Consider the following 23,333-nt stretch of genomic DNA (forward strand, 5'->3'; position numbering starts at 1 on the left):
AATTACCTTTTAATCAATACCCAACTGCGACGCGATTCCAGCACAGTTCCTTTCTTAAGTCTTAGCAGATAGTAATAGGTTCCTTCATTCAGGTTGGACCCGTCCCATTCATTTTTGTAGTTATTACTCCGGTAAACCTCATCTCCCCACCTGTTGTAAATAGAAAGTTCTATGTTGTCATAGTTTTCTCTGCCCTTTATTTCGAACGTATCATTCTTTCCATCCCCATTGGGGGTGAAAGTATTTGGAATTTCAAGGTCTGGTGGCGTGATCTGGATCAACACAAGGGCCTCGTTCGAAGACACGCCAATGGAGTCTTTAATCTGGTACTTAAAACGATCCGTCCCGATGTAACCTTTGTCAGGAGTATAGGTCACCCGTCCATCACTTCCTGGATCGATAGTGCCATATGACGGTCGCCCGGTAATAATCAAGGTAGATCTATCCAGCGGGAATAGCTTAGCGATATCATTTTCAACAAGGGGAATTTCAAGCTTCACATCGCTTTTTGTAGAGCCGACATCATCATTCGCGACTGGCGGTACTACAAAGGCAACCACAGTCGGTTCATCATCATTTTGGGTTACCCCGGATATATCGCTGACCTTTGCATTAATGGCGGTAACTGCAGTTACGATCGCCGTATTGATCACCTGACCAGCAATTTTTTCGGCTGTGGAAATTGTATAACGTGCTGTAGTGGTCGTAGAAGCACCCGGCACCAGCATATTAACATTTAAAGGCAGCGAAGTAGAAATCTTCTCGTCACTAAGATTTAAATTATACAGTGTTACATTTCCGGTATTCGTTACTTTGAATGTATAAAGGATGGTCTTAAGATCTGCATTAAAAACACCTGTCTTCACCAATGTTATACCCGGGTAATTCCCGATCTGCGTAATTGTTGGGTTGTCATCCTGAACCGTTGCGCCGGAAACATCACTTACCTGACTTCCTGCAGGTGTGCTTGCTTTGACAGTCGCAGTATTGCTTACCAGTCCTTTGTCAATTTCAGTTTGCGACAATCGATATTCTTTCTGCATTTCCATAGACGCACCGGGAAGCAGATTACGTTCTTTTAACACCAACAATCCACCCAGAAGCGGATCTGTCAACACCAAATCGCGTAGGGTAACGTTGCCCGTATTTTTAAGGGTGAACGTATAGTTGATTGCAGTTCCGGTCTTGTTTAGAATTCCGGTTTTTACCAGTGCTATGCCTGCTACTTGCTTTATCGGAAATATTGTAGGATCATCAGGAATTGGAGTTGACGGATCATCGGACAGGGTAACTACATTATGATCTTGCGGGTCTCTCCATATTGCTTTTGCCTGGTTGGTGACCTTACCCTCGTCAAGATCTGATTGTGTAAGTATATGGCTTGCGTCAATTGTGAATACCTCGTTCGGCGCTAATGACGAGATTGAAGTTCTCGATAACTTTGCATTATCATCGTTAACCAAAATATTAGTTATAGGAACATGACCCGTATTGGTAAGAACCAGTTTGTAGTTAAGTACCTCTCCCGGTTGTTTGGGCAGATTCCCCGAAATTTCCTTGCTGAATTTAAGCGCTGCATTATTATCTATAATGGTTCCGGTAGCACTTGATGCTGTTGACCCGACTTTTCCAGACACAAGTTGTTTGTATACAATGCTGAAAGTTTCATCCGATTCAAGCAAGTCATCAACAACCGTTGGAACAATCAAAAAGCCTGCAGTTTCACCAGCTTTAATTATAATTGTAACTTCAGAACCTTTATAATCGGAGTCACCTGCGGTTCCCTTTAATAGCTGATATATTAACTTCAGGTCCGTTGAACTTGGATTACTCAGGGCAACCGGGAATGCTATTGGATTGCCTTCAATTGCATTCGCATCAGACAGCGTGATTGCAGGCGCGTTAGCATCTTTAATTAAAGTCTCTACATTTGATTCACCGAGTACCGCCCGGCCCATCAGGTTAGACAAACTAACTGTGTAAAATTCATCTGGCTCCCCGATTTTGTCATTAATCGTCTGGGCGGTGAAGATCTGTGTTGCACCGGTAACAGCGCCTGCTGCAAAGCTTAACTGCCCACTCGAACTTGTATAATCAGCACCAGCTATTGCTGAGCCATCCACAGTTTTATAGTCCAGCGACAAGGCATCCTGGATACTTACTCCAACCGCACCGGTCAGTGTCACCGTATAGCTTGCCAGTGTCCCTTCAGTTATTGTTGCTGGACCAGAAAGCACAACCCGCATCTCGTCATTATCAGTAATCATCGTAATAATCTCGGCGGTTTCTGTCGTTACAGAAGAAAGTCCAACAACATCACTGATGCTTGCAGTATAAGACTCTGGTGCTTCTACCAACTTGTCATCAAGCGTCTGCACAGTGAAAGTCTGGGTCGCACCACGAACGGATCCCGCTGCAAAGTTTAGCTTGCAATCGCAAGTGACGTAATCAACTCCAGCCTTTGCTAAGCCGTCAGTAGTTTTATATTTTAATGATACAGATTCCTGAATACCATCAGCAGCCCCCGTCAGGGTTGCTGTGTAAGTAACCAATCCCCCTTCGGTCACCTTTGCCGGACCACTAAGCACAATGCGCATTTCATCATTATCCGTAATTGTGGTAATAACCTCAGCCGTTCCCAGGCTGACTCCCATTCCAATGAAGTTGCCACTAATGTTTGCAGTATAGTTTTCTGCTGTTTCAACAATTCTATCATCAGTAGTCTGAACAGTGAAGGTTAGTTGGTTACCCTTAACTGCACCCGCAGCGAAAGTCAGCTTGCCGCTGGAACTGGTATAATCGCCACCAGCCTTTGCGGTGCCATCAACAATTTTGTAGTCTACCGAAATTTCATCCTGGATCCCATTAGCTGTACCCGTCAGGGTTGCTGTATATTTAGCCAAGCCGCCTTCGGTAACTGTTGCAAGCCCGCTAAGCACAATTTGCATTTCATCATTGTCGGTAATGGTCGTAACAACCTCAGCCGTTTCTAAGCTTATGCCTGCACCAGTGAAGCTACCGCTTATGCTTGCAGTATAGTTTTCTGCTGGCTCTACAAGTTTATCATCTGTAGTCTGAACAGTGAAGGTCTGTGTTGCCCCTTTAACTGCGCCAGCAGCAAAAGTCAACTTGCCACTTGAATTGGTATAGTCAAATCCCGCCTTTGCTGAGCCATCAACAGTTTTATAGGCTACCGAGATTTCATCCTGAATGCCTTCAGCCGTACCCATTAGGGTTGCCGTGTAAGTAACGGTTGTCCCTTCAGCAACTGTTGCAAGCCCGCTAAGCACAATGTGCATTTCATCATTGTCTGTAATTTCGGTAACAACTTCAGATGTTTCTATCGTTATAGCACCATTGAAGTTGCCGTTTATGTTCACAGTATAGTTTTCCGCGGACTCTACCAATTTATCATCAGTGGTCTGAACCGTGAAAGTTTGCTTGGCACCTTTAACTGCGCCTGCAGCAAAGGTCAGCTTACCACTGGAACTGGTATAATCAAAACCAGCCTTCGCTGTCCCATCAGTAGTCTTAAAGTCCACGGAAACTTCATCCTGAACACCATCGGCTGTACCCGTCAGGGTTGCTGTGTAAGTAACAGATGTCCCTTCTGCAACTATCGTTGCTCCACTAAGCACAATGTGCATTTCATCATTATCTGTAATTTCGGTAACAACTTCTGCAGTTTCTATCGTTATAGCACCATTGAAGTTGCCGTTTATGTTTACAGTATAGGTTTCTGCAGGCTCTACCAATTTATCATCAGTGGTCTGAACCGTAAAAGTTTGCTTTGCCCCTTTAACTGCACCAGCAGCGAAAGTCAGCTTGCCACTGGAATTAGTATAATCAAAACCAGCTTTTGCTGTGCCATCAGCAGTTTTATAGTCCACCGACATTTCGTCCTGAATGCCTTCGGCAGTACCCGTTAAGGTTGCTGTATAGGTAACGGCTGTCCCTTCTGCAACTATCGTTGCTCCACTAAGCACAATGTGCATTTCATCATTATCTGTAATTTCGGTAACAACTTCTGCAGTTTCTATCGTTACAGACGAAGGTCCCGCAACACCGCTGATGCTTGCGGTATACCTTTCTGCTGGCTCTACCAGCTTATCATCGGTGGTCTGAACCGTAAAAGTTTGTTCGGCACCCTTAACTGCACCTGCACCGAAAGTCAGCTTGCCACTGGAACTAGTATAGTCAAAACCGGCCTTCGCTGTGCCATCAGTAGTCTTAAAGTCCACGGACACTTCATCCTGAATACCATCGGCTGTACCCGTCAGAGTTGCTTTGTAAGTAACAGCCGTCCCTTCTGCAACTACCGTTGCTCCACTAAGCACAATGTGCATTTCATCATTGTCTGTAATTTCGGTAACAACTTCTGCAGTTTCTATCGTTACAGACGAAGGTCCCGAAACACCGCTGATGCTTGCGGTATACCTTTCTGCTGGCTCTACCAATTTATCGTCAGTAGTCTGAACAATGAAGGTTAGTTGAGCACCCTTAACTGCACCAGCAGCGAAAGTCAGCTTACCACTGGAACTGGTATAATCAAAACCAGCCTTCGCTGTGCCATCAGTAGTCTTAAAGTCCACGGAAACTTCATCCTGAATACCATCGGCTGTACCCGTCAGGGTTGCTGTGTAAGTAACAGCTGTCCCTTCTGCAACTACCGTTGCTCCACTAAGCACAATGTGCATTGCATCATTGTCTGTAATTTCGGTAACAACTTCAGATGTTTCTGTCGTTACCGCTGAAAGTCCTACAGCATTGCTGATAACCGCTGTATAGGTTTCTGCTGGCTCTACCAGCTTATCATCAGTAGTCTGAACAGTGAAACTTAGCTCGGTTCCCCTAATTGCGCCGGCAGCAAACGTCAGCTTGCCACTTGAATTAATATAATCTGCACCAGCCTTTGCTGTACCGTCAGTGGTTTTATACTCCACTGATACCTCATCCTGGATCCCATCACCAGTACCCGTCAGGGTTGCAGTATATTTAACCAACCCGCCTTCGGTCACTCTTGATTCCCCGCTAAGGACAATTTGCATCGCGTCATTGTCGGTAATCTCAGTAGTAATCTCAGCTGTTTCTATCGTTACCGCTGAAAGTCCTACAGCATTGCTGATTATTGCAGTATAGGTTTCTGCTGGCTCTACAATCTTATCATCATTGGTCGGAACCGTAAATGTTTGACTGGCACCTTTAACTGCACCTGCAGCAAAGGTCAGCTTGCCGTTTAAACCGGTATAATCAAGACCCGCCTTTGCTGAGCCATCAACAGTCTTATACTCCACTGACACTTCATCCTGAATCCCCTCAGCAGCACCCGTCAGGGTTGCTGTATATTTAGCCAACCCGCCTTCAGTTACTGTTGATTCACCACTAAGCACAATTTGCATTGCATCATTGTCAGTGATGATCGTAACAACTTCAGCTGTTTCTATCGTTACAGCTGAAAGTCCTACAGCATTGCTGATAACCGCTGTATAGGTTTCTGCTGGCTCTACCAGCTTATCATCAGTAGTCTGAACTGTAAAAGTTTGCTTTGCCCCTTTAACTGCACCTGCAGCAAAGGTCAGCTTGCCACTGGAATTGGTATAATCAGCACCAGCTTTTGCTGAGCCATCAACAGTCTTATACTCCACTGACACTTCATCCTGAATCCCCTCAGCAGCACCCGTCAGGGCTGCTGTATATTTAGTCAACCCGCCTTCGGTAACTGTTGATTCACCACTAAGCACAATTTGCATTTCATCATTGTCGGTAATCTCAGTAGTAATCTCAGCAGTGCCCAAACTCACTCCACCTGCGAGGAAACTACTGCTTATGTTTGCAGTAAAGGTTTCCGCAGGCTCTACCAGTTTATCATCGGTCGTCTGAACAGTGAAACTTAGCTCGGATCCCCTAACTGCCCCGGCAGCAAAAGTCAGCTTACCACTTGAGCTGGTATAATCAGCTCCAGCCTTTGCGGTGCCATCAACAATTTGATACTCAACAGAGATCTCGTCCTGAATACCTTCAGCAGTACCCGTCAGGGTTGCTGTATATTTGGCCAACCCGCCTTCGGTAACTGTTGATTTACCACTAAGCACAATTTGCATTGCATCATTATCGGTAATCTCAGTAGTAATCACAGCAGTGCCCAAACTCACTCCGCCTGCGAGGAAATTGCCGCTTATACTTGCAATATAGTTCTCAGTTGGTTCTACTATTTTATCATCAATGGTCTGAACAGTAAAGGTTAGTTTTGCACCTTTAACTGCGCCGGCAGCAAAAGTCAGCTTGCCATTTGAACTAATATAATCTGCACCAACCTTCGCTGTGTCATCAACAGTCTTATATTGTACCGACACTTCATCCTGAATCCCCTCAGCAGTACCCGTCAGGGTTGCTGTATATTTAGCCAACCCACCTTCAGTCATTGTTGCTTCGCCACTAAGCACAATTTGCATTGCATCATTGTCGGTAATCTCAGTAGTAACCTCAGCGGTGCTCAGACTCACTCCACTTGCGAGGAAACTACCGCTTATGCTTGCAGTATAATTTTCTACTGGTTCGACCAGTTTATCATCAATGGTCTTAACCGTAAAGATTTGTTGAGCACCCCTAACTGCGCCGGCAGCAAAAGTCAGCCTGCCGCTTAAACTGGTATAATCAAAATCAGTCTTTGCTGTGCCATCAATAGTCTTATAGTCTACCGACACTTCATCCTGAATCCCCTCAGCAGTACCCGTCAGAGTTGCGATGTAAGTTACTTCATTCCCTTCAGCAACAGCAGATGCTCCGCTAAGCACAATTTGCACCGCATCGTTGTCAGTAATGGTCGTAACAACTTCAGCTGTTTCTATCGTTACCGCCGGAAGTCCAACAACACCGCTGATGCTCGCGGTATACCTTTCGGTAGGCTCTACCAATTTATCATCAGTGGTCTGAACAGTGAAGGTTAGTTGCTCCCCCTTAACTGCACCTGCAGCGAAAGTCAGCTTGCCGCTTAGATTAGTATAATCAAGACCAGCCTTTGCGGTGCCATCAACAGTCTTATAGTCTACCGACACTTCATCCTGAATCCCCTCAGCAGTACCCGTCAGGGTTGCTGTATATTTAGCCAACCCGCCTTCAGTTACTGCCCCATCGCCACTAAGCACAATTTGCATTTCATCGTTATCGGTAATTTCTGTAGTAACCTCAGCGGTGCCCAAACTTAATCTGCGCCCAATGAAGCTGCCGCTTACGCTTGCAGTATACTTTTCTGCTGGTTCTACCAATTTATCATCGGTGGTCTGAACAGTGAAGGTATGTTGAGCACCCTTAACTGCGCCGGCGGGAAAAGTCAGCTTGCCACTTGAACTAATATAATCTGCACCAGCCTTTGCTGAGCCATCAACAGTCCTATAGTCTAACGACACTTCGTCCTGAATACCTTCAGCAGTACCCGTCAGGGTTGCAGTATATTTAACCAACCCGCCTTCGGTAACTGTTGATTCACCACTAAGCACAATTTGCATTGCATCATTGTCCGTGATGGTCGTAACAACTTCAGCTGTTTTTATTGTTACAGCTGAAAGTCCTACTACACCGCTGATGACGGCTGTATAGTTTTCTGCTGGCTCTACCAGTTTATCGTCGGTGATCTGAACAGTGAAACTTAGCTGAGAATCCCTAACTGCGCCAGCAGGAAAAGTCAGCTTGCCGCTGGAACTGGTATAATCAGCTCCAGCCTTTGCGGTGCCATCAGTAATTTTATACTCAACCGATATCTCGTCCTGAATACCTTCAGCAGGACCCGTCAGGGTTACTGTATATTTAGCCAACCCGCCCTCGGTCACTGTTGCTTCGCCGCTAAGCACAATCTGCATTGCATCATTGTCAGTGATGGTCGTAACAACTTCAGCTGTTTCTATTGTTACAGCTGAAAGTCCTACTACACCGCTGATGACAGCTGTATAGTTTTCTGCTGGCTCTACCAGTTGATCGTCAAGCGTCTGAACAGTAAAGGATTTTTGAGTACCCTGAGCTGCACCAGCAGGGAAAGTAAGCTTACCGGTTAAACTGGTATAATCAGCTTCAGCCTTTGCGGTGCCATCAGTAACTTTATACTCAACCGATATCTCGTCCTGAATACCTTCAGCAGGACCCGTCAGGGTTGCTGTATAGGTGATTTGATTACCTTCCACAACATCAACTGCTCCACTAAGCACGATCTGCATTTCATCATCGTCCTTGATGGTCGTAACAACTCCCGAATTGACTAAGGTAACGCCACCTTCGAGTGCACTTAACGTTACGGTGTAATCTTCCGAACCTTCAACAAAAGCATCATCCTTGATCCTTACTTCAAAAGATTCTGCTTTTCCTACAGGAGATCCGGCAGGAAAGGTGATAACGGTAGGCGTAAAATCATAGTCAGAAACCTTTGCAGTTCCATCGGTTATGCCGGTCTGCAAGGTTATCGGGAATGATGTAACCAGACCGCTAGACCCATTTAAAGTAACAGTATATTTAACCATCCCAGCTTTCTCCGTAACGGAAGTCAAGCCCGACAGGGTGACGCTCAAAACTTCAAAGGCAACATGAATTTTACCCGTATTTAAACTTTCAAACCCAGCATTGTCAATAAGTTTATACGCTATCAGCGTTTCAACCGACCCGTCCTCGGGGTCAACCTGAATTTCTAAGCCTTTATAGATGATCTTTATTCCATCTGTAGGGAATGTCGCCTTGGTATAGGTCGTGCCGTTGGCAACGAGTGAGTTCAGATGCTCTGGAAAGGAAGTTATGTGTACAAACTCAATGGTACCGTCATCAGTGCCGGAAAAGCTTGCAGCCGGAACTTCAACAGCGTAAGTTCCTCCAGGATTCTGCAACCTTATGGAAGCGGGGTTTAAATCTACTTTGGGCCGCTCCTGCACACCGAAATCAGCACTAACAGCATTTATAGAAATAGTCGGTACTTTCCTAATCGATATATCATCTATACCCAAATCATTACCACAGCCACCCGGAGCCGTATTGGTAAGGATAAAGTTAACCTCCGTATTGTTTGAAGTATTAAAGTCGAAAGTGTATTCAATCCATTTCGCGTTCGCAGCATAGGCAACTACACCGGTGGCTCCAGAGCGTAGAATCTCTAAACTAGACGCACTTGCGATGCTATATTTGATGTTCGGAAACACAAAACCGCCTCTTGTTCCTGAACAATAATCATAATCGGCCTTGCTATTGACATTTATGGCCCAAAACTTAAGCTGGTAAGCCTGATTCGGCAATAAGCCACTAACCTTCCTTCGATAAAATTCTTTAGGGCTTGTGTCTGCATTTACAAGCAGGAAGCGTCCGTCACTTGAACCTTGCGTGGTATGATCGGAAACATTCTGCCATGAATTAGAGCCTTGCTGTGCATTACTTGCAATCGTATAAAAGCCGTCCTCAACTTTAATATTTTTTTCCACGTTTGGAACTTTATAAGTGTAGGTCGTGATACCACTCTCAAGGGCCGGCCCTATTTCTTTGCCAAGACCGAAATCCTCGACAAAAACAAGCTCCGTGGCATTTACGCTATTTGTTTTAAACAACAGCCCGCCATCCGGCATATTGTCTGAAGAACCGCTAAATCCTTCAGAGGTGTTCTCCCATCCTGTGGGCAAGCTTGAAGTCGAAGAGCCCGAGGAATTCTGATGCAGCACCAATTGATAGAAGCCGCCTGGCTGATTTTCAAAACTAAACTTTTGGTCAGCGGAAACAGGCTTTGTAGCCATGATTGTTTTTACCTCATCAAGTAAACTCACGTAAACTGGTGCGAATAAGGGCTTAGTGGAAGTATTATTCGTTAATGCGTCAGTAAAGCCATTAATATCGTAATAGACATTTCCAGCAATGGTATAAACCGGAGAAACGAATTCCATGGAGACATTGTTGGTCAGGTCCGACTCTATTTCTGCACCGGAAATATTGGCAACATTGATATAGGAATCATTGCTTAATACCTGAACCTGAATTTGCAGTGTTGAAGTACTCGATGCAACCATTCCGCCAATATTCCAGATACCAGTGGTATGATCATAGGCGCTGCTATTCGGCGTCGGAATATATTTAAAACCAATAGGCAATAGATCATTGACGGTAACCTTCGTAGCATTCTTAGTAGCCTTATTTCTTGCTGTTAGAGTCAAAGTGACTTCATCGCCAATCTTAGGACGTATGTTGCTAAAATGCTGAGTGATCTGCAGATCCTGAGCACTCGAGGAATTCCCGAAAGCAAGCAGAAAAACAGAAATAAATATTAAACGAGAAAATTTTTGAAAGCCACGAAACCAGTTGATGTGAAGCAAACAGGTGCTTACAAGAGTGCTAAGGTCCAAGTACTTAAATTCAATTGTTAATAATATTTAACAAAAGTAATCTAAATTTTGATCGCACTTACCGAACAGCGCGAAAATTTTTTCATTAACAACTGTGCCAAAACAGATTAAGCAGGCACTATCATCATAAAAACGGCTTTACAAGGCAATCAAGTGATAATTTTATTAATTAAGAGCGTTGATAAACTGAAAACTAAATGTGTAGATTTTCCCCAATAAATGTGGGACAGCGAATAAACCTCTACACTTTGCCACAACACTACCTCGTATCATTACAATCTATAATCGACCTCATTCCGGTCTAGAAAAGCTTTGATATCGTACACAATTGACCTGTCCTTTTTCAATTCTGACAGTTTGAGCGTTTTAAAAACGTCATGTCCAACCGCCAGAATAATGGTGTCAAACCGATCCGAAGAGATCGCTTCAAATTGATTGAAAGACAGTACCCCATACTCCGACAATACCTCTTCTGGCTTTGCCCATGGATCATAAACCGTAACCGTAGTATCGTACGTCTCAAGCTCTTTAATGATATCGATTACTTTGGTATTTCGTACATCGGGACAGTTCTCCTTAAACGTAAAACCCAAGATCAAAATTTTTGCTGCTTTTACCTGTATATCATTTTTGATCATCAGCTTGATCACCTCCCCTGCGATGTAATTGCTCATATCGTCATTCAGGCGCCGCCCGGCCAGAATGATCTCCGGATGGTAGCCTAATTCCTGCGCCTTTTGCGCCAGGTAATAAGGATCCACTCCAATGCAGTGCCCGCCGACCAGTCCGGGATAGAATTTCAGGAAGTTCCATTTCGTACCGGCAGCCTCTAAAACATCATGGGTATCAATGCCCATGCGGTTAAAGATCTTACTCAGCTCATTCACAAAAGCTATGTTTATATCCCGTTGTGAGTTCTCAATTACCTTAGCCGCTTCCGCCACTTTAATGCTGCTGGCCTTATGGGTGCCGGCAGTCACAATGGAACGGTAAAGCGCGTCCACATAATCCGCCACTTCCGGGCTAGAGCCTGAGGTCACCTTCAAAATATTCGTAATGGTCCGCACCTTATCGCCTGGATTGATGCGCTCAGGGGAATAACCGACAAAAAAATCTTCATTATACTTCAATTGGCTTACACGCTCCAGAATAGGCACACACTCCTCTTCCGTAACCCCGGGATAAACTGTCGATTCATAGATCACCAGATCACCTTTCTTCAATACGCTTCCGGCCATCTCACTAGCCTTGTACAATATACGCAGGTCTGGACGATTGTTTTTGTCCGCCGGTGTAGGCACCGTGACGATATAGATGCTACATGCCCGAATCTCGTCGAGCGCATTGGTAAAAACCAGTCCGCGACCTGTCGAAGTTGTAGCCATGACCTGCCTTAAAGCATGTTCCTCCACCTGCTGTGTCTGATCATTACCCCTATTCAGATGATCAATTCGCGCAGGGTTGATGTCGAAGCCCATAACGGGATACTTTTCGGCAAGCGCCACCGCCAGCGGCAAGCCCACATAGCCAAGACCTATAACAGCGATGCGGGTGGCATCAGTTAGCACAGCAATCGGTTCTTTCATTTGCGTTCAAATATAAGCGCTATCTACAGAATAGAGGTCCCGGTAAATAGAATATAATTTAACAAGGTAAATGCCCGGGGGCTTGAAGCGCCCTCAAGCCGCCCTCGACCCGGCCTCCAAGCGGGGTTGAAACGCCCCCTCACCGGATCAAGGGCGGCAAGACCGCGGGTACACCCCTCGTTAAAGTTTAATTATTTTCAGATATTAAATATTTATATTAACAATTAGTAATATATTGGATACTCAATCAAATTAAACGCTCTTCAATATGGCAAGATCCTCTGGCCCCGCAGGTGCCGCAAATGGTAAAATATCCAAAATGGTATTTTATCAACTCAATGGTCAGGAAGTTATCCGTGGCCTCGGCATTAAAAAGAAAATCAAATCCAAAAACGTACTGGCGCAGAACAACAGCATGAAACTGTTGATGGCCTTCTTCAATAAGATCAAGCCTTTTATTAAGGCTGGCTTTAAAAACAAAGCCGCAGGTACCATCCACAACTACCATAACCTCGCGACCGCTTATAACCGCATGCATGCGGTGACCTTTGAGGAACTACAACCGGTAATCCTGTACGATAAAGTATTGCTGAGCCAGGGTAATGCTCTTCTTCCCAAGCAGCCGAATGTTGCCAGGGATCCTGAAGGCCTCCGGTTTAACTGGGACATTGAACCGGAACTGCCCTGGTCCACAAACCAGGATCAGGCGATGCTGCTGGCCTGGTTCCCAGAGATCAGCGAAGCGCTGTTCAGCACCGCCGGGGCGCATCGCAGCACAGGTACAGACCTGCTGCTTTTACCTCCATCCTATCGGGCTATGGCGGCCGAAACCTACATCGCCTTTGTATCCGAAGATCGTGAAAGTGTGTCAAATAGTGTCTACCTGGGTAGCATTACCCAAAACTGACGGTCAAACCATGGGAAAAAACCGTTGGACCTATAAAAGGCCGCCCGCCTGGAAGAGAAATGAGCCGACTTTCACACAAACCGCATGCACCCGGATCCTGCAATTGAACCGCTGGAGTAATGTTGCAGTCGATGAGCTTTTTCGCCTGGGTGGTGTGGATGTCAGTAACCCCGAACTTCCTTTCATCGACAGACTGGGCTACGACACGATTGTGAAAACAAAAAACCAGGAGATTGAACACCTGGAAAATTTCGGCATACAACTATTTGCAAATAAATTACCAGACTGGATACCGGCTAACGCATAATATACCTATGGAAAAAGATATGACGGTACTGGACACCACAGTACTTCCCCTCCCTGACAGGGAAGGAAAACATGCAATGCTGCAAATCATTACACGATGCAGCGCACTGGGCCAGCTGAATTCCAATTACCATTATACGCTTGTAAAAGCGAACGCTGCACCCCGACCCTGCTGGTTAAATGCAGATGAGCTACCTGTGCTAATTAAACCCGCAAGATCAGATAAGGGTGTTGAAATGGTTTTTACCTTATTTCAGGTCTACCATGGAAGCGAGCCAAATGGTGCAGTCTTTCAGCAAATGGAATTCAGCTGCAGGGAGTTGCCCTGCGACGCAGACACGCTTTTCCGTTTGCAATTGGAGCCGCAAACCAAAAATGAGATCCTCTTGGGCATCCAGGCCGCCTGGATCGATAACCTAAACAGCTTTAAACAGCCAGATGATGTCATAAGCTATGTAAACTAAGGATTTAACCCCATGTAAGAAATTTCAGTGTGAAAATCCGTGTAGCAAGCTGTTCATTAGATTACTGGCAATGAAGTTGTATCTTGCCCGCAATCAGGAATTAAGTGTCTCCTGAGAGTAATCGACGGATTATATGAACAGAAACAATTACGCATTAATCATGGCGGGCGGTGTTGGTAGCCGCTTCTGGCCGGTCAGCAGAACTGCACATCCAAAACAATTTATCGACTTCTTCGGCGTTGGAAAAACGTTGATTCAAAGTACTTATGAGCGCTTTCTAAAAACCTGCCCGCCCGAAAACATATTCATCGTGACCAACGAGATCTATGTGAATCTGATCAGGGAACAACTGCCTGCCATGCAGGATAACCAGATCCTGGCAGAACCCATGATGCGCAATACCGCACCATGCATCGCATACGGCGCCATGAAAATTGCGGCCCTCAATCCAGAGGCGGTAGTGATCGTTGCGCCTTCCGACCATACCATTGCTAACCAGGATGCGTTCATCGCCGCAATCGATCAATGCCTGCAGGCGGCGGCATCGACGGATGTGCTCGTCACACTAGGCATCAAGCCGAGTCGCCCCGATACGGGATATGGTTATATCCAATTTACAGCCGATAGTCTGGAGGGAGACGAGCAGATCCATAAGGTGAAACTCTTTACCGAAAAACCCAATCGCGAACTGGCACAAACCTTTATTCAAAGTGGCGATTTTCTTTGGAATGCCGGCATTTTCATCTGGTCTGCAAAGGCCATAGCCAACGCTTTCCGCAAACACCTGCCGGATATGCATGAGATCTTTGATCAGGGGACTACCGCCTACAACACCGGGCTGGAAAAAAAATTTATCGCAACCGCTTACCAGCAGTGCACCAATATCTCCATCGACTTCGGCATCATGGAAAAAGCAGAGAATGTTTATGTGCTGCCCGCTGACTTCGGCTGGTCCGACCTTGGAACCTGGTCTTCCATCTACGATATGGCGGAAAAAGATTATGTCGGTAACGCCGTAATCCCCTCCGACCAGGTGATGATGTTCGACTCCTCCAATTGTATGGTGAATGTTCCGGAAGAAAAGCTGGTGATCTTACAGGGCCTGCATAATTACATCGTTGTGGAATCCAATAATACGCTGATGATCTGCCCAAGGGCAGAAGAACAAAGCGTTAAACAGATCGTCGCTGATGTAAAATCTAAATTCGGAGAACGTTTCATTTAAACCTTATTGGCGCTATTCGCCGTAATTGCCAAACTTTTTATTCCAGTCCTTTGTTGCTTTTGCAACAAAAAACTGGAATATGGCAGACAATAAGAACATACAGGACGGCCGCGATCGCAGCCGCGTTAATGGAAATGAAAGTTATGAACTGTCTTACCTGGAAGAAAAACTTGGGGTAAGCCGGGAACAGGTACGTGCTGCAATTGACGCCGTTGGCAACAAACGCGAGGATGTAGAGGCTTGGCTGAAAAAGCAGCATTGAGAAAATCTGTGCGTTTACTCGAATCTGCACAGGCAATTTCTCGAAATGCGGACAGAAGCCGTCAAACATTTCCCCGGGTGAATACTTTCCCTAATTTTATAACAGCGAATTTAACCCACGCTTTGTTTAATCACGCTCGTTATGAGAATTCTAATCACCGGAAACATGGGCTATGTAGGCCCGGGGACCCTGGCACAACTGCGCCGTGTGTACCCGAACGCAGAACTGATCGGCTATGATACCGGGGCCTTTGCGCATGCGCTGACCAATGCAGGCTTCCTGCCCGAACGCAACCTTGATGCCCAACATTTCGGTGATGTCCGCAACATCCCCTCCAGCCTGCTCGAAGGCGTAAACGTAATCATACATCTCGCAAAAGGTGCACCTGAAGCTTTTCCGGAAATCAATGCCTTGAACACCATCCGCCTTGCGGAGATGGCGAAACAAGCTGGAGTACAACATTTTATCGACCCTTATGGTCCGGGGGACATCGAAGTTTCGAGCAAGTTGGAAGCACTGGCTGATGCCCATTTCCAGGTGACCATGCTGCAATTCGGTATGGCTTGCGGCATGACCGACCGCCTTCGTCTGGATCTGCTGTTGAACGAATTTGTATTGCAAGCCATTACCAATGGGCAGATCCTGGTTCCTGGTGATGCCAATACCTGTATCAGCCTGATCCACGTGAAAGATCTGGCCAGGGTAATTACCTGGGCCGCAAACCGGAATCAGGTGAGTGATGAACCATTTCTAAACCTCCAGGCTGGTGCTGCCAACTGGACCTTCCGCCGCAGCGAACTTGCGGATATCGTAGCAGAACTCATCCCGGGCACCCTGGTGATCTGCTCCGCGGTTCCACAGGAGCGATGCATACCGCCGTACGACTATAGCCTGTTCCAACAGCTTGCCCCGGCACAGCAACCACGTTATACTTTAAAACAAACCATACTGGAACTTTACGCCGGACTGCTGGAAATGGGCATAGGCCATGATGCCTTTGATCCCGCAGTATTCAGGCGTAATGATCCGATCAGCAGCCTCGAAGAGGCTTAAACAATGTTAACGCTCCAATCCTGGTCCACCGAACAGGGTTTTAAACAAAAAACTGGCTCAAAGGCCGGTTTTTTTTATTTCTTCAACAGATCCCATATCCATGGGAAAAGTGTCTTCAGCCACATCTTCACCTTCTCACGGAAAACATGTTTCGGAAAATGCCTTCCGTAGAACTTCATGTAGTTCTCGTAAGACAGCCCTTTTACGCTATACATAAAAGCAATGCGTTCTTTCAACGTCGACTCGCTTTTCGACAACCACTTCTTACCATGATCATTCTCACAGATGCCCAGCACCATTGAGGTGATCATCACCGGAATGTTATGCTTTCTGGCTGTAAGTGTATACTCAAAATCTGCAAAACCATGTTTGTATTCACTGGTAAGTACACCGATCTTTTCCACCACTGGGTGACTAACTAGCATAATGTTGGCGTTTCCCAAATCAATGGACTGGGGACTCACACCATTTGGGACCAGTAAAGTAGATTTGGGTGCCCCGGCCTTTAGCAGCTTACGCCCGCCATAGGATATCTTCCTGTCTTCACTAGAGCTGTAGGTACTGCCCACCAGAATGAATTCATCACGGTCTATCATCGCCAGATCGTGTTCAAATACGTCGAACAGCTCCGGGAAAATCAATGTATCATCATTCAACAAGAGGTAGTAATCGTAGCCAATGTCCGCAGCAATGGCTGCTTTCCAGGCCGTATTGCTGCCGGCCGCCCAAAAAAGCGAACCATCTGCAACAATAACATGTACCGCGGGAAATTTCTCTGCCACGGCTTCTTTGGTACCGTCGGTACTTCCGTCGTCTACCAGGTAAACATCAAAATTCAGGCTTTCAGGCAAGCTGCAGGCATACAGCGCCGTTAAACAACTTAGTGTCTTCACTTTCCTGTTGTGACAGGTGAGCAGCACGGCAATTCTTTTCATTATTAATTTCTGAGACAATATTGTTATGGCTATAAATCACTTGCCACATAGCAAGTAATGCGCCGATTTGTCCTAAATTGGAAAAATTAATTGAAAAATGTGGTTTATTCTGAATGAAGTTATTGTTAAAACTTGAGTTAAGCTTACCTGTTGAGGATGATCTGCCAAAATAGGCAGCCTGCTTGTGGAAGTTTAAAAGAATATGGGGTAATTCTGGTCAATATGCTCGAGGGCCTGGCCAAATGACATTGGACCCTGGTCTTATATAATGAAGTTTCGGGAATGCTGAGCCACCACTCGTGATCCCCGAAACCTTTTTGGTAATTTATAAAGAACAATTCTATAAACCTTTCTACCTAAGGTTTTACTAAAGTTAAACAACTTTGAAATAAAAAGGTTGTATTATTTTTGAAATAAAGAAATATTTTGAAGAAGCCAGCGTTTTAATCTGCTAACTTTCAATCAGATGCCGCCAGGTTAAGCTGCTGGTTAACGGCTTCAAACAAGTCATCAATATCAAAGGGCTTCAGAATTACCTCATCCGCGCAAACATCTTTGACTTGAGCGGCCTTCGGATGCGTTGACAGCACCACTACAGGGATATCCCGGGTGGCTTCCTGCTGCTTCAACTGCACACAAAGGGCGGTACCCTCCTCGCTAACACGGATCACATCCAATAGGATCACATCCGGTCTGGCCTTAAGGATTGCAGACAATGGATCTTCAAATGGCGATGCCGTAAGAACGCTTAAACCCTTTTCTTCCAGAAGCAGTTTCAGCAGCTCCAGCAACGATGGATCTTTCTCAACAACGAATATTGTCCCTTTCATGGATTTGTTTTTCAGCAGGTTAAATCCTGACAAAGATAATATATTCACAGTTTCAGACAGCCCTTTCTCAAATCTTTACAGCAGTTGAACAAATTTTCATTTTCAGCCGCTTTTCATAAATTAGTATACCGCTTTAAATCCGGTTCTGAGGGCATAAGCCTATATTTGCGCCATGCAAACACCAGCAATATACAGCCTGATCTATATGAGTGTTGCAGCTAAAGGCTTACCACAGGAGGAAATTGAGGCGATCGTGGGGCAATCCAGATTCAATAATAAACTTGATGACATCACCGGCTGCCTGGCTTATATCGAAGGAGAATCCAGGCAGGAACAGCACCGCAAGTTCATCCAGGTGCTGGAAGGTGAAGAACATAAACTCGCTGATCTTTTCCAGCGGATCCAAAAAGACCGCCGACACACCGACGTTTTTCTGGTAGTACATGGCCCCATTAAAACCCGGAACTTCGAAAGCTGGGAAATGAGATTTGAAAAGATAAACCTGGAACTTAGTCCATCATTCAGCGGATTCTTTGAATTAGATCCGCTCATACTTGCAGAGCAGGAAGACATCAACAACCACATGTTACTGGATTTTATGAAGTCGTTTTGTAAAGCCATGTAAAAGCCGTTCAAGCTTTTCAACTGAACGGCTGTTTTCTGATCATCTACATCTATTGCGCAGATGGCGGGGGTACTCTGGTACCCCACGTTTCATTCGGCTGATTACCCATGGTAAATACGAGCTCACCACCTTTCATCAGTTCGTCCCGGTATAACCAACAATTATCTAAAGGTCTGCCATTAAACTCGGCCGATTGTACATATACATTTTCAGCAGCGTTATTTATGGTATGTATCGACAAATGTTGTCCGTTGCCGAGCTTAATTTCCGCTTTATCAAATAGCGGGCTGCCGAGCTGAATAATCGGCCTGGCATCTGTTAATCCTTTTACATCGAAAAGGCCTAAAGCGTTCATCACATACCAGGATCCCAGTTGACCCTGATCTTCGTCTTGTCCATAGCCATAGCCATGTATTGGATCCGTACCATAGAATTCCTGTCCGATTAACCTCGTCCATTTTTGCGTTAACCAGGGTTTACCCGAGAAATTAAAAAGCCAGCTGATATGTAAGTTGGGTTGATTACCGTGATTATAAATGGCATTGATGCCGGCGAAAGCATCGATGGTCTTGCCACCGCCAAAGGCCAGTTTCTCCGAAACACGGAAGATGCTGTCCAGGCGTTTATTGAACTGCTCCTTTCCAATGGCATCGATTAAGCCCGCAGGGTTGTGCGGTACATAAAAGGTGTACTGAATAGCATTACCTTCCTGAAAACCACGCCATGGCTGATAAGGATCGAACTTGTCCACAAATTGACCATTAGCCATTTTCGGTTGCATCAGCTTATTTGCCGGGTTCAGCAGGGCGCGCCAGCCATTAGAATATTTCAGCAGCTGCCGATAATCCTCATTTTTTCCCATCACTTTGGCCATCTGTGCGGTTGCAAATGCGCTGAAACTATACTCCAGAGTATGTGATCCTGAAAAATTAGATCCGGTAGAGTCAGTTACAAAATCGCGCCCGGTCTGTTCCAGATGTGGCACATAGCCATGTTCCAGGAATGCTTTGGTATCCATCTTACCGGAGCCGATGATCCGGCCTTTATAGTTCAGGTCATTTGCTTTAACAGCTTCGTAAGCCAGGTTAACATCGTAATTGCGAATACCGGAATTATAGGCCGCCGCGATGGCAAGCCCGACAAAGTTGGTACCCACACCCGAGACATACTGGCTGTTGGCGATACCATCACCAAACCAGCCCCGGTCCTTATACAACTGTAACTGTGTATTCACGAAACTACCGTACCATTCGGGGTAACTTAATGCCCAGAGCTGGGTGATGTTCCAGTAGCCACCCCAGATCGCATCCGTGTTGATGAATTCGGCTTTCATGTCCTTTCCAGACTGCGCAGGCAGCTGCCCCATGGTACCCTGGTGTTTTGGGTAGGCACCATTCACATCGCTGGCGATACCCCTGCCCAGCAAGGCATGGAACAGTCCCGTATAGAATTTTTTCTTATCTGCTTCATTGCGGCCCGTTACGGCAATTTTGCTCAATTCCTGCTGCCAGCTTTCCTGTGCCGCGGCCTTTGCCTTTTCGAAGGTTAAGCCTGTAGCTTCGGCCACAAAGTTGCCCTTTGCATTTTCAATGGAGGTGTAAGATAAACCTGTTTTAACTTCAATCACTTCCTGATCGCTGGTTTGATAGTTCAGCACCAGTCCGGCACCAACACCTTTTGCAGCATTCGTGTTTGGTTTAGTCTCAGCCGCAGTAAATGACGTTACATTCGCAGGTTTTTTGCTGATCTCTCCATAGAAGAACATGGCCACTTTACCTTCAGGATCGTAAATCTTAACATATTTTGGATAGGTATATACATAACCTTCAAAGTGCGTATCGTCTATCATCCTGATGCTTGCATCCGTTACATCACTGCTTTCGCCCTGCTTATTACCAATATCCAGAATGATGTGCGACTGCGCATTTGCAGGAAAGCGGTAGCGCTGGAAGCCCACGCGCCTGGTCGCCGTGAGTTCGGCGGTAATGCCGTAATCCTCCAGTAACACCTTGTAATAACCAGGTTCAGCCTGCTCCTGCTTACGATCGAACTTCGACCGGTAGCCGCTGTTGATATCTTCCAGTTTTCCTGGTTTCACTTTCAATTCACCTGTTGTCGGCATGTAACTCACACCACCCACCTGCCATTCATGGAAGTGTACAAAGCCTTCTATGGAGTTTTGACGCGTATCATAGCCTACCGCTTCCCAACCGGACTCGTTGCCATAATGTCCATTGGTTGAAGGAGCAAGTTTCGCCATGCCGTAAGGCACTGCCGCAGGGGTATAAAAGAACCAGCGGCTATGTGCTGTGCCGATATTAGGATCAACGTATTTCAGAAAATTTTCACGTTTGACGCTACAGGAAGCAAGCGCAAATAGTAATAGTACAAGGATGGGTTTAAATGTTGTTTTCATAATTTCCAATCTATGGCAACAAGCCAATTTAGTTTTTATTTGTATTTCGAGAGCATCACCTGCAAGCGTTGCATCCAGGCTTGATCAACGCCTTCGTAATTGCTGTACTTCCCGGAACCATCAAGGTTTGAAAATTGCAAGTATCCTTTATTCGCTGGATTAAGTAATACCGTGTTGATCGCATCCACATTACCTTTCGCATAGTTCAGCCAGCTCGCATTTTTATCCGTTTCATAGAGCCTGATCATCGCTTGCGTACCCCATCCACACCAGGCTGGGGTGATGCGGCGATCGGCCGTATTGAAAACATATACATTATGCTGGGTATCCCAAAGCACCCGGTTCATGGCTTTACCGAGGGCCTGCGCTTTTGCGACATAACTGTTCTCGTTCATGGCTTGCGCATACAACAAAAATGCTTCAACCATGATTGCATTGTCATACGTAAAGAAAATATCATTACGCTTCCCATTCTGCTCAAACTGCCAGGCATATAAGCCACTAGAGGCATGGTACATTTTGCTGTTTAACCAAGAATTTACCGAAATGGCCCATGCTTTATATTGCTCTTCTCCGGTGATCTTATAAAGCTTAGAAAAAAGTTGCAGTGCAAGACCATTCGTTTGGGTAGGCTTAACTTGCCGGTCCGTTGTCCACCAAAAGCCTCCACCATGGGTCTGATCAAACAAACCACTCTTGATAAGCCAGTCGGCACAGCGTTTGGCTTTTGCAAGATAGGCTTCCTTGTACGACCCGGTGCTTACTTCATAAGCTTCCAGGTAAACCATGCCACTTAATGAATTATCATCAACATATTTGATCCCCGATGCGCCGCTGCCATCTAAAGATGCAAAGCCGAAATATCCGCCGTTAGGATCATTCTTATCCCATAAATGCTCCATCCATTCAAAGGTCTGGTTCATGCTGGTCAAATAGGAAGCGTCTCCATTAACGACCATGGCGGCATCGGCGTAGATCTGACTCACGGTGTACCATTCAAAAGCACTGGTGGTATTGGTCGTGGTATTTACCTTATAACTCTTATAAGGCGTAAGCAGGTTCGCGACAATAAAGTTGTTCGTCTCCTTCGCTTTTCTCAGGTACATAGAGATTGCAGGCACCGAGGTGCTGTCGCCCGGCTTGGGCAGTACAGGATCTGCCGCTGGGGCTGCCGCTTCCTTTCCGCAAGATCCGGTAGACAATAACATCGCCGCCACGCAACCATATAGAAAATTCTTCATCATCATTAGTTTACATTCACCACGTGTGTGTACGGTGCATCCGTTCTTAAAGAAAATTCCACTTTCACATTTTTACGATCCGCAGCGGGTGCAAACTTATAGGTATTGGCCCATTGATCATTGCTTACCGGCTGCACCTCGAAATAAGAAGCTGGCTGCCCCGTTGGTGAGCCATTATCCGCTTTCGGACTGCCCATAAACTGCAGGCCCGCAGAGGTATGGAACACAAATTTGTATCGTTCATCCCTTCCCCAGTCAAACTGAAAAAATTCTACCGGAATGCTGGCAGCAGCCCAGGTGCTGTTGCCCATGTATTCCAGCTGGCCGATTTCGGAGTTATATGCTGACATCCACAAGCCAAGGGATTGTATCTCGACCAAGCTGGCCGTAGCAACGTTAAAGTCCAGCGTTATGCGGTAAAATTTTTCGCCAGTAATGTTTGCAGGCGTATCGCCTTCTTTGATCATACCGTTTTCAATAAAATAATTTTTGCCCCCGGAGCCCGGTTGATCCGTCAGGAAATATTCCCCGGCTTTAAGCGAAGTATAGATCTCGAAAACGCCTTCCTCATTCATTTTAAGCTTAAGCGCTTTACTTAGATCTGAGCCGGCTTCTGTAGCGGTACCGCTGAGGTACAGCGCTGCAGGAAGATCCGCAAAACCAGCAGGTCTGCTGATTTCAATGGTCCTGGCAACGCTGCTCCTGGCGATGTTCGTACCTTTTGAAGCGAGTACCGCCCATTTAAGGCTACCGCTTGAGGAAGCTGCGATGCCCGCCGTATTGGCGATCTTGTTCAGCTCTTTATGACTTAACCTAACACTGGTTTCCAGTCCTCCGCCCTCGGATACAGTTTTGAAGATGGGATTACTAAAGTCACCATCTGCTTTATCAAATGCAAGTTCGTAGAGTACAAAGTCGCCATCGGCCGCAGCAGCGGCTTCCCATTTAAATTCCACAGTGGTATCCGATGTCGGATCCAGTGTTAGGGCTAGCTGATCTGCAGGCAGGCTTAAAGCCCCAACCGGAATTAAGGTTTCATTTAGTGCCCTGGTATCTTTTTTACAGGATGCGATTGAAAGCGAAGCCAGCAAGAGCGCACAACCCAATCTGATTAAATTTTTCATT

14 protein-coding genes are annotated in these 23,333 nt (G+C 45.9%); 7 read left to right on the forward strand and 7 right to left on the reverse strand.

The window, feature by feature from the left end; all coding sequences use genetic code 11:
* Positions 1-2 precede the first annotated feature (2 nt).
* Together AC5WJX_RS06725 and AC5WJX_RS06730 are read right to left on the reverse strand one after the other, a co-directional pair.
* The gene (locus tag AC5WJX_RS06725) at positions 3-10,358 is read right to left on the reverse strand and encodes a Calx-beta domain-containing protein (protein ID WP_494483890.1); all 10,356 of its coding nucleotides are present in this window, start codon (positions 10,356-10,358) and stop codon (positions 3-5) included.
* A 272-nt stretch (positions 10,359-10,630) separates the two neighbouring features.
* Positions 10,631-11,944, reverse strand: a complete 1,314-nt coding sequence (locus tag AC5WJX_RS06730) for a nucleotide sugar dehydrogenase (protein ID WP_494483891.1) — start codon at positions 11,942-11,944, stop codon at positions 10,631-10,633.
* Between the two features lie 268 nt (positions 11,945-12,212).
* Between AC5WJX_RS06730 and AC5WJX_RS06735 the strand changes: the two genes are divergently transcribed.
* From AC5WJX_RS06735 to AC5WJX_RS06760, 6 genes are all read left to right on the forward strand, one after another.
* Positions 12,213-12,851, forward strand: a complete 639-nt coding sequence (locus AC5WJX_RS06735; protein ID WP_494483892.1) for a DUF6266 family protein — start codon at positions 12,213-12,215, stop codon at positions 12,849-12,851.
* A gap of 10 nt (positions 12,852-12,861) precedes the next feature.
* Entirely contained in the window at positions 12,862-13,158 is a 297-nt protein-coding gene (locus tag AC5WJX_RS06740) for a hypothetical protein (protein WP_494483893.1), read from the forward strand.
* Positions 13,159-13,165: 7 nt separating this feature from the next.
* On the forward strand, positions 13,166-13,621 hold the full coding sequence (locus AC5WJX_RS06745; RefSeq protein ID WP_494483894.1) for a hypothetical protein: 456 nt from the start codon (positions 13,166-13,168) through the stop codon (positions 13,619-13,621).
* 133 nt (positions 13,622-13,754) lie between these two features.
* Entirely contained in the window at positions 13,755-14,846 is a 1,092-nt protein-coding gene (locus AC5WJX_RS06750; protein WP_494483895.1) for a mannose-1-phosphate guanylyltransferase, read from the forward strand.
* A gap of 79 nt (positions 14,847-14,925) precedes the next feature.
* Positions 14,926-15,108 (forward strand): DUF3606 domain-containing protein, encoded by a 183-nt coding sequence (locus AC5WJX_RS06755; protein WP_494483896.1) that lies wholly within the window; start codon positions 14,926-14,928, stop codon positions 15,106-15,108.
* A gap of 141 nt (positions 15,109-15,249) precedes the next feature.
* A complete protein-coding gene (locus tag AC5WJX_RS06760) occupies positions 15,250-16,161 on the forward strand; it encodes an NAD-dependent epimerase/dehydratase family protein (RefSeq protein WP_494483897.1) in 912 nt (303 codons plus the stop codon).
* A 74-nt stretch (positions 16,162-16,235) separates the two neighbouring features.
* Here AC5WJX_RS06760 and AC5WJX_RS06765 read toward each other — a convergent pair whose 3' ends face one another.
* Together AC5WJX_RS06765 and AC5WJX_RS06770 are read right to left on the reverse strand one after the other, a co-directional pair.
* Entirely contained in the window at positions 16,236-17,096 is an 861-nt protein-coding gene (locus tag AC5WJX_RS06765) for a glycosyltransferase family 2 protein (protein WP_494483898.1), read from the reverse strand.
* A 458-nt stretch (positions 17,097-17,554) separates the two neighbouring features.
* The gene (locus tag AC5WJX_RS06770) at positions 17,555-17,926 is read right to left on the reverse strand and encodes a response regulator (protein WP_494483899.1); all 372 of its coding nucleotides are present in this window, start codon (positions 17,924-17,926) and stop codon (positions 17,555-17,557) included.
* Between the two features lie 172 nt (positions 17,927-18,098).
* Between AC5WJX_RS06770 and AC5WJX_RS06775 the strand changes: the two genes are divergently transcribed.
* A complete protein-coding gene (locus AC5WJX_RS06775; RefSeq protein ID WP_494483900.1) occupies positions 18,099-18,551 on the forward strand; it encodes a BLUF domain-containing protein in 453 nt (150 codons plus the stop codon).
* A 49-nt stretch (positions 18,552-18,600) separates the two neighbouring features.
* On the opposite strand, the gene AC5WJX_RS06780 is transcribed toward AC5WJX_RS06775, so the two are convergent.
* From AC5WJX_RS06780 to AC5WJX_RS06790, 3 genes are read right to left on the reverse strand one after another with little or no spacing between them, the layout of a single operon-like run.
* Positions 18,601-20,967, reverse strand: coding sequence for a GH92 family glycosyl hydrolase (locus AC5WJX_RS06780; RefSeq protein WP_494483901.1), 2,367 nt, complete (start codon positions 20,965-20,967; stop codon positions 18,601-18,603).
* A gap of 35 nt (positions 20,968-21,002) precedes the next feature.
* Entirely contained in the window at positions 21,003-22,214 is a 1,212-nt protein-coding gene (locus tag AC5WJX_RS06785) for a glycoside hydrolase family 76 protein (protein WP_494483902.1), read from the reverse strand.
* Complete coding sequence (locus AC5WJX_RS06790; protein ID WP_494483903.1) at positions 22,214-23,332, reverse strand: SusE domain-containing protein; 1,119 nt, start codon at positions 23,330-23,332, stop codon at positions 22,214-22,216. The genes AC5WJX_RS06785 and AC5WJX_RS06790 overlap by 1 nt, the downstream gene beginning before the upstream one ends.
* Position 23,333 lies beyond the last annotated feature (1 nt).

This window comes from Pedobacter sp. NEAU-ZC8, assembly GCF_059278965.1.

Coding starts and splice junctions, on each gene's coding strand:
- AC5WJX_RS06755 (WP_494483896.1), top strand. CDS start 14,926: ATGGCAGACAATAAGAACATACAGGACGGCCGCGATCGCAGCCGCGTT.
- AC5WJX_RS06785 (WP_494483902.1), bottom strand. CDS start 22,214: ATGATGATGAAGAATTTTCTATATGGTTGCGTGGCGGCGATGTTATTG.
- AC5WJX_RS06775 (WP_494483900.1), top strand. CDS start 18,099: ATGCAAACACCAGCAATATACAGCCTGATCTATATGAGTGTTGCAGCT.
- AC5WJX_RS06745 (WP_494483894.1), top strand. CDS start 13,166: ATGGAAAAAGATATGACGGTACTGGACACCACAGTACTTCCCCTCCCT.
- AC5WJX_RS06735 (WP_494483892.1), top strand. CDS start 12,213: ATGGCAAGATCCTCTGGCCCCGCAGGTGCCGCAAATGGTAAAATATCC.
- AC5WJX_RS06780 (WP_494483901.1), bottom strand. CDS start 20,967: ATGAAAACAACATTTAAACCCATCCTTGTACTATTACTATTTGCGCTT.
- AC5WJX_RS06750 (WP_494483895.1), top strand. CDS start 13,755: ATGAACAGAAACAATTACGCATTAATCATGGCGGGCGGTGTTGGTAGC.
- AC5WJX_RS06765 (WP_494483898.1), bottom strand. CDS start 17,096: ATGAAAAGAATTGCCGTGCTGCTCACCTGTCACAACAGGAAAGTGAAG.
- AC5WJX_RS06730 (WP_494483891.1), bottom strand. CDS start 11,944: ATGAAAGAACCGATTGCTGTGCTAACTGATGCCACCCGCATCGCTGTT.
- AC5WJX_RS06760 (WP_494483897.1), top strand. CDS start 15,250: ATGAGAATTCTAATCACCGGAAACATGGGCTATGTAGGCCCGGGGACC.
- AC5WJX_RS06740 (WP_494483893.1), top strand. CDS start 12,862: ATGGGAAAAAACCGTTGGACCTATAAAAGGCCGCCCGCCTGGAAGAGA.
- AC5WJX_RS06790 (WP_494483903.1), bottom strand. CDS start 23,332: ATGAAAAATTTAATCAGATTGGGTTGTGCGCTCTTGCTGGCTTCGCTT.
- AC5WJX_RS06770 (WP_494483899.1), bottom strand. CDS start 17,926: ATGAAAGGGACAATATTCGTTGTTGAGAAAGATCCATCGTTGCTGGAG.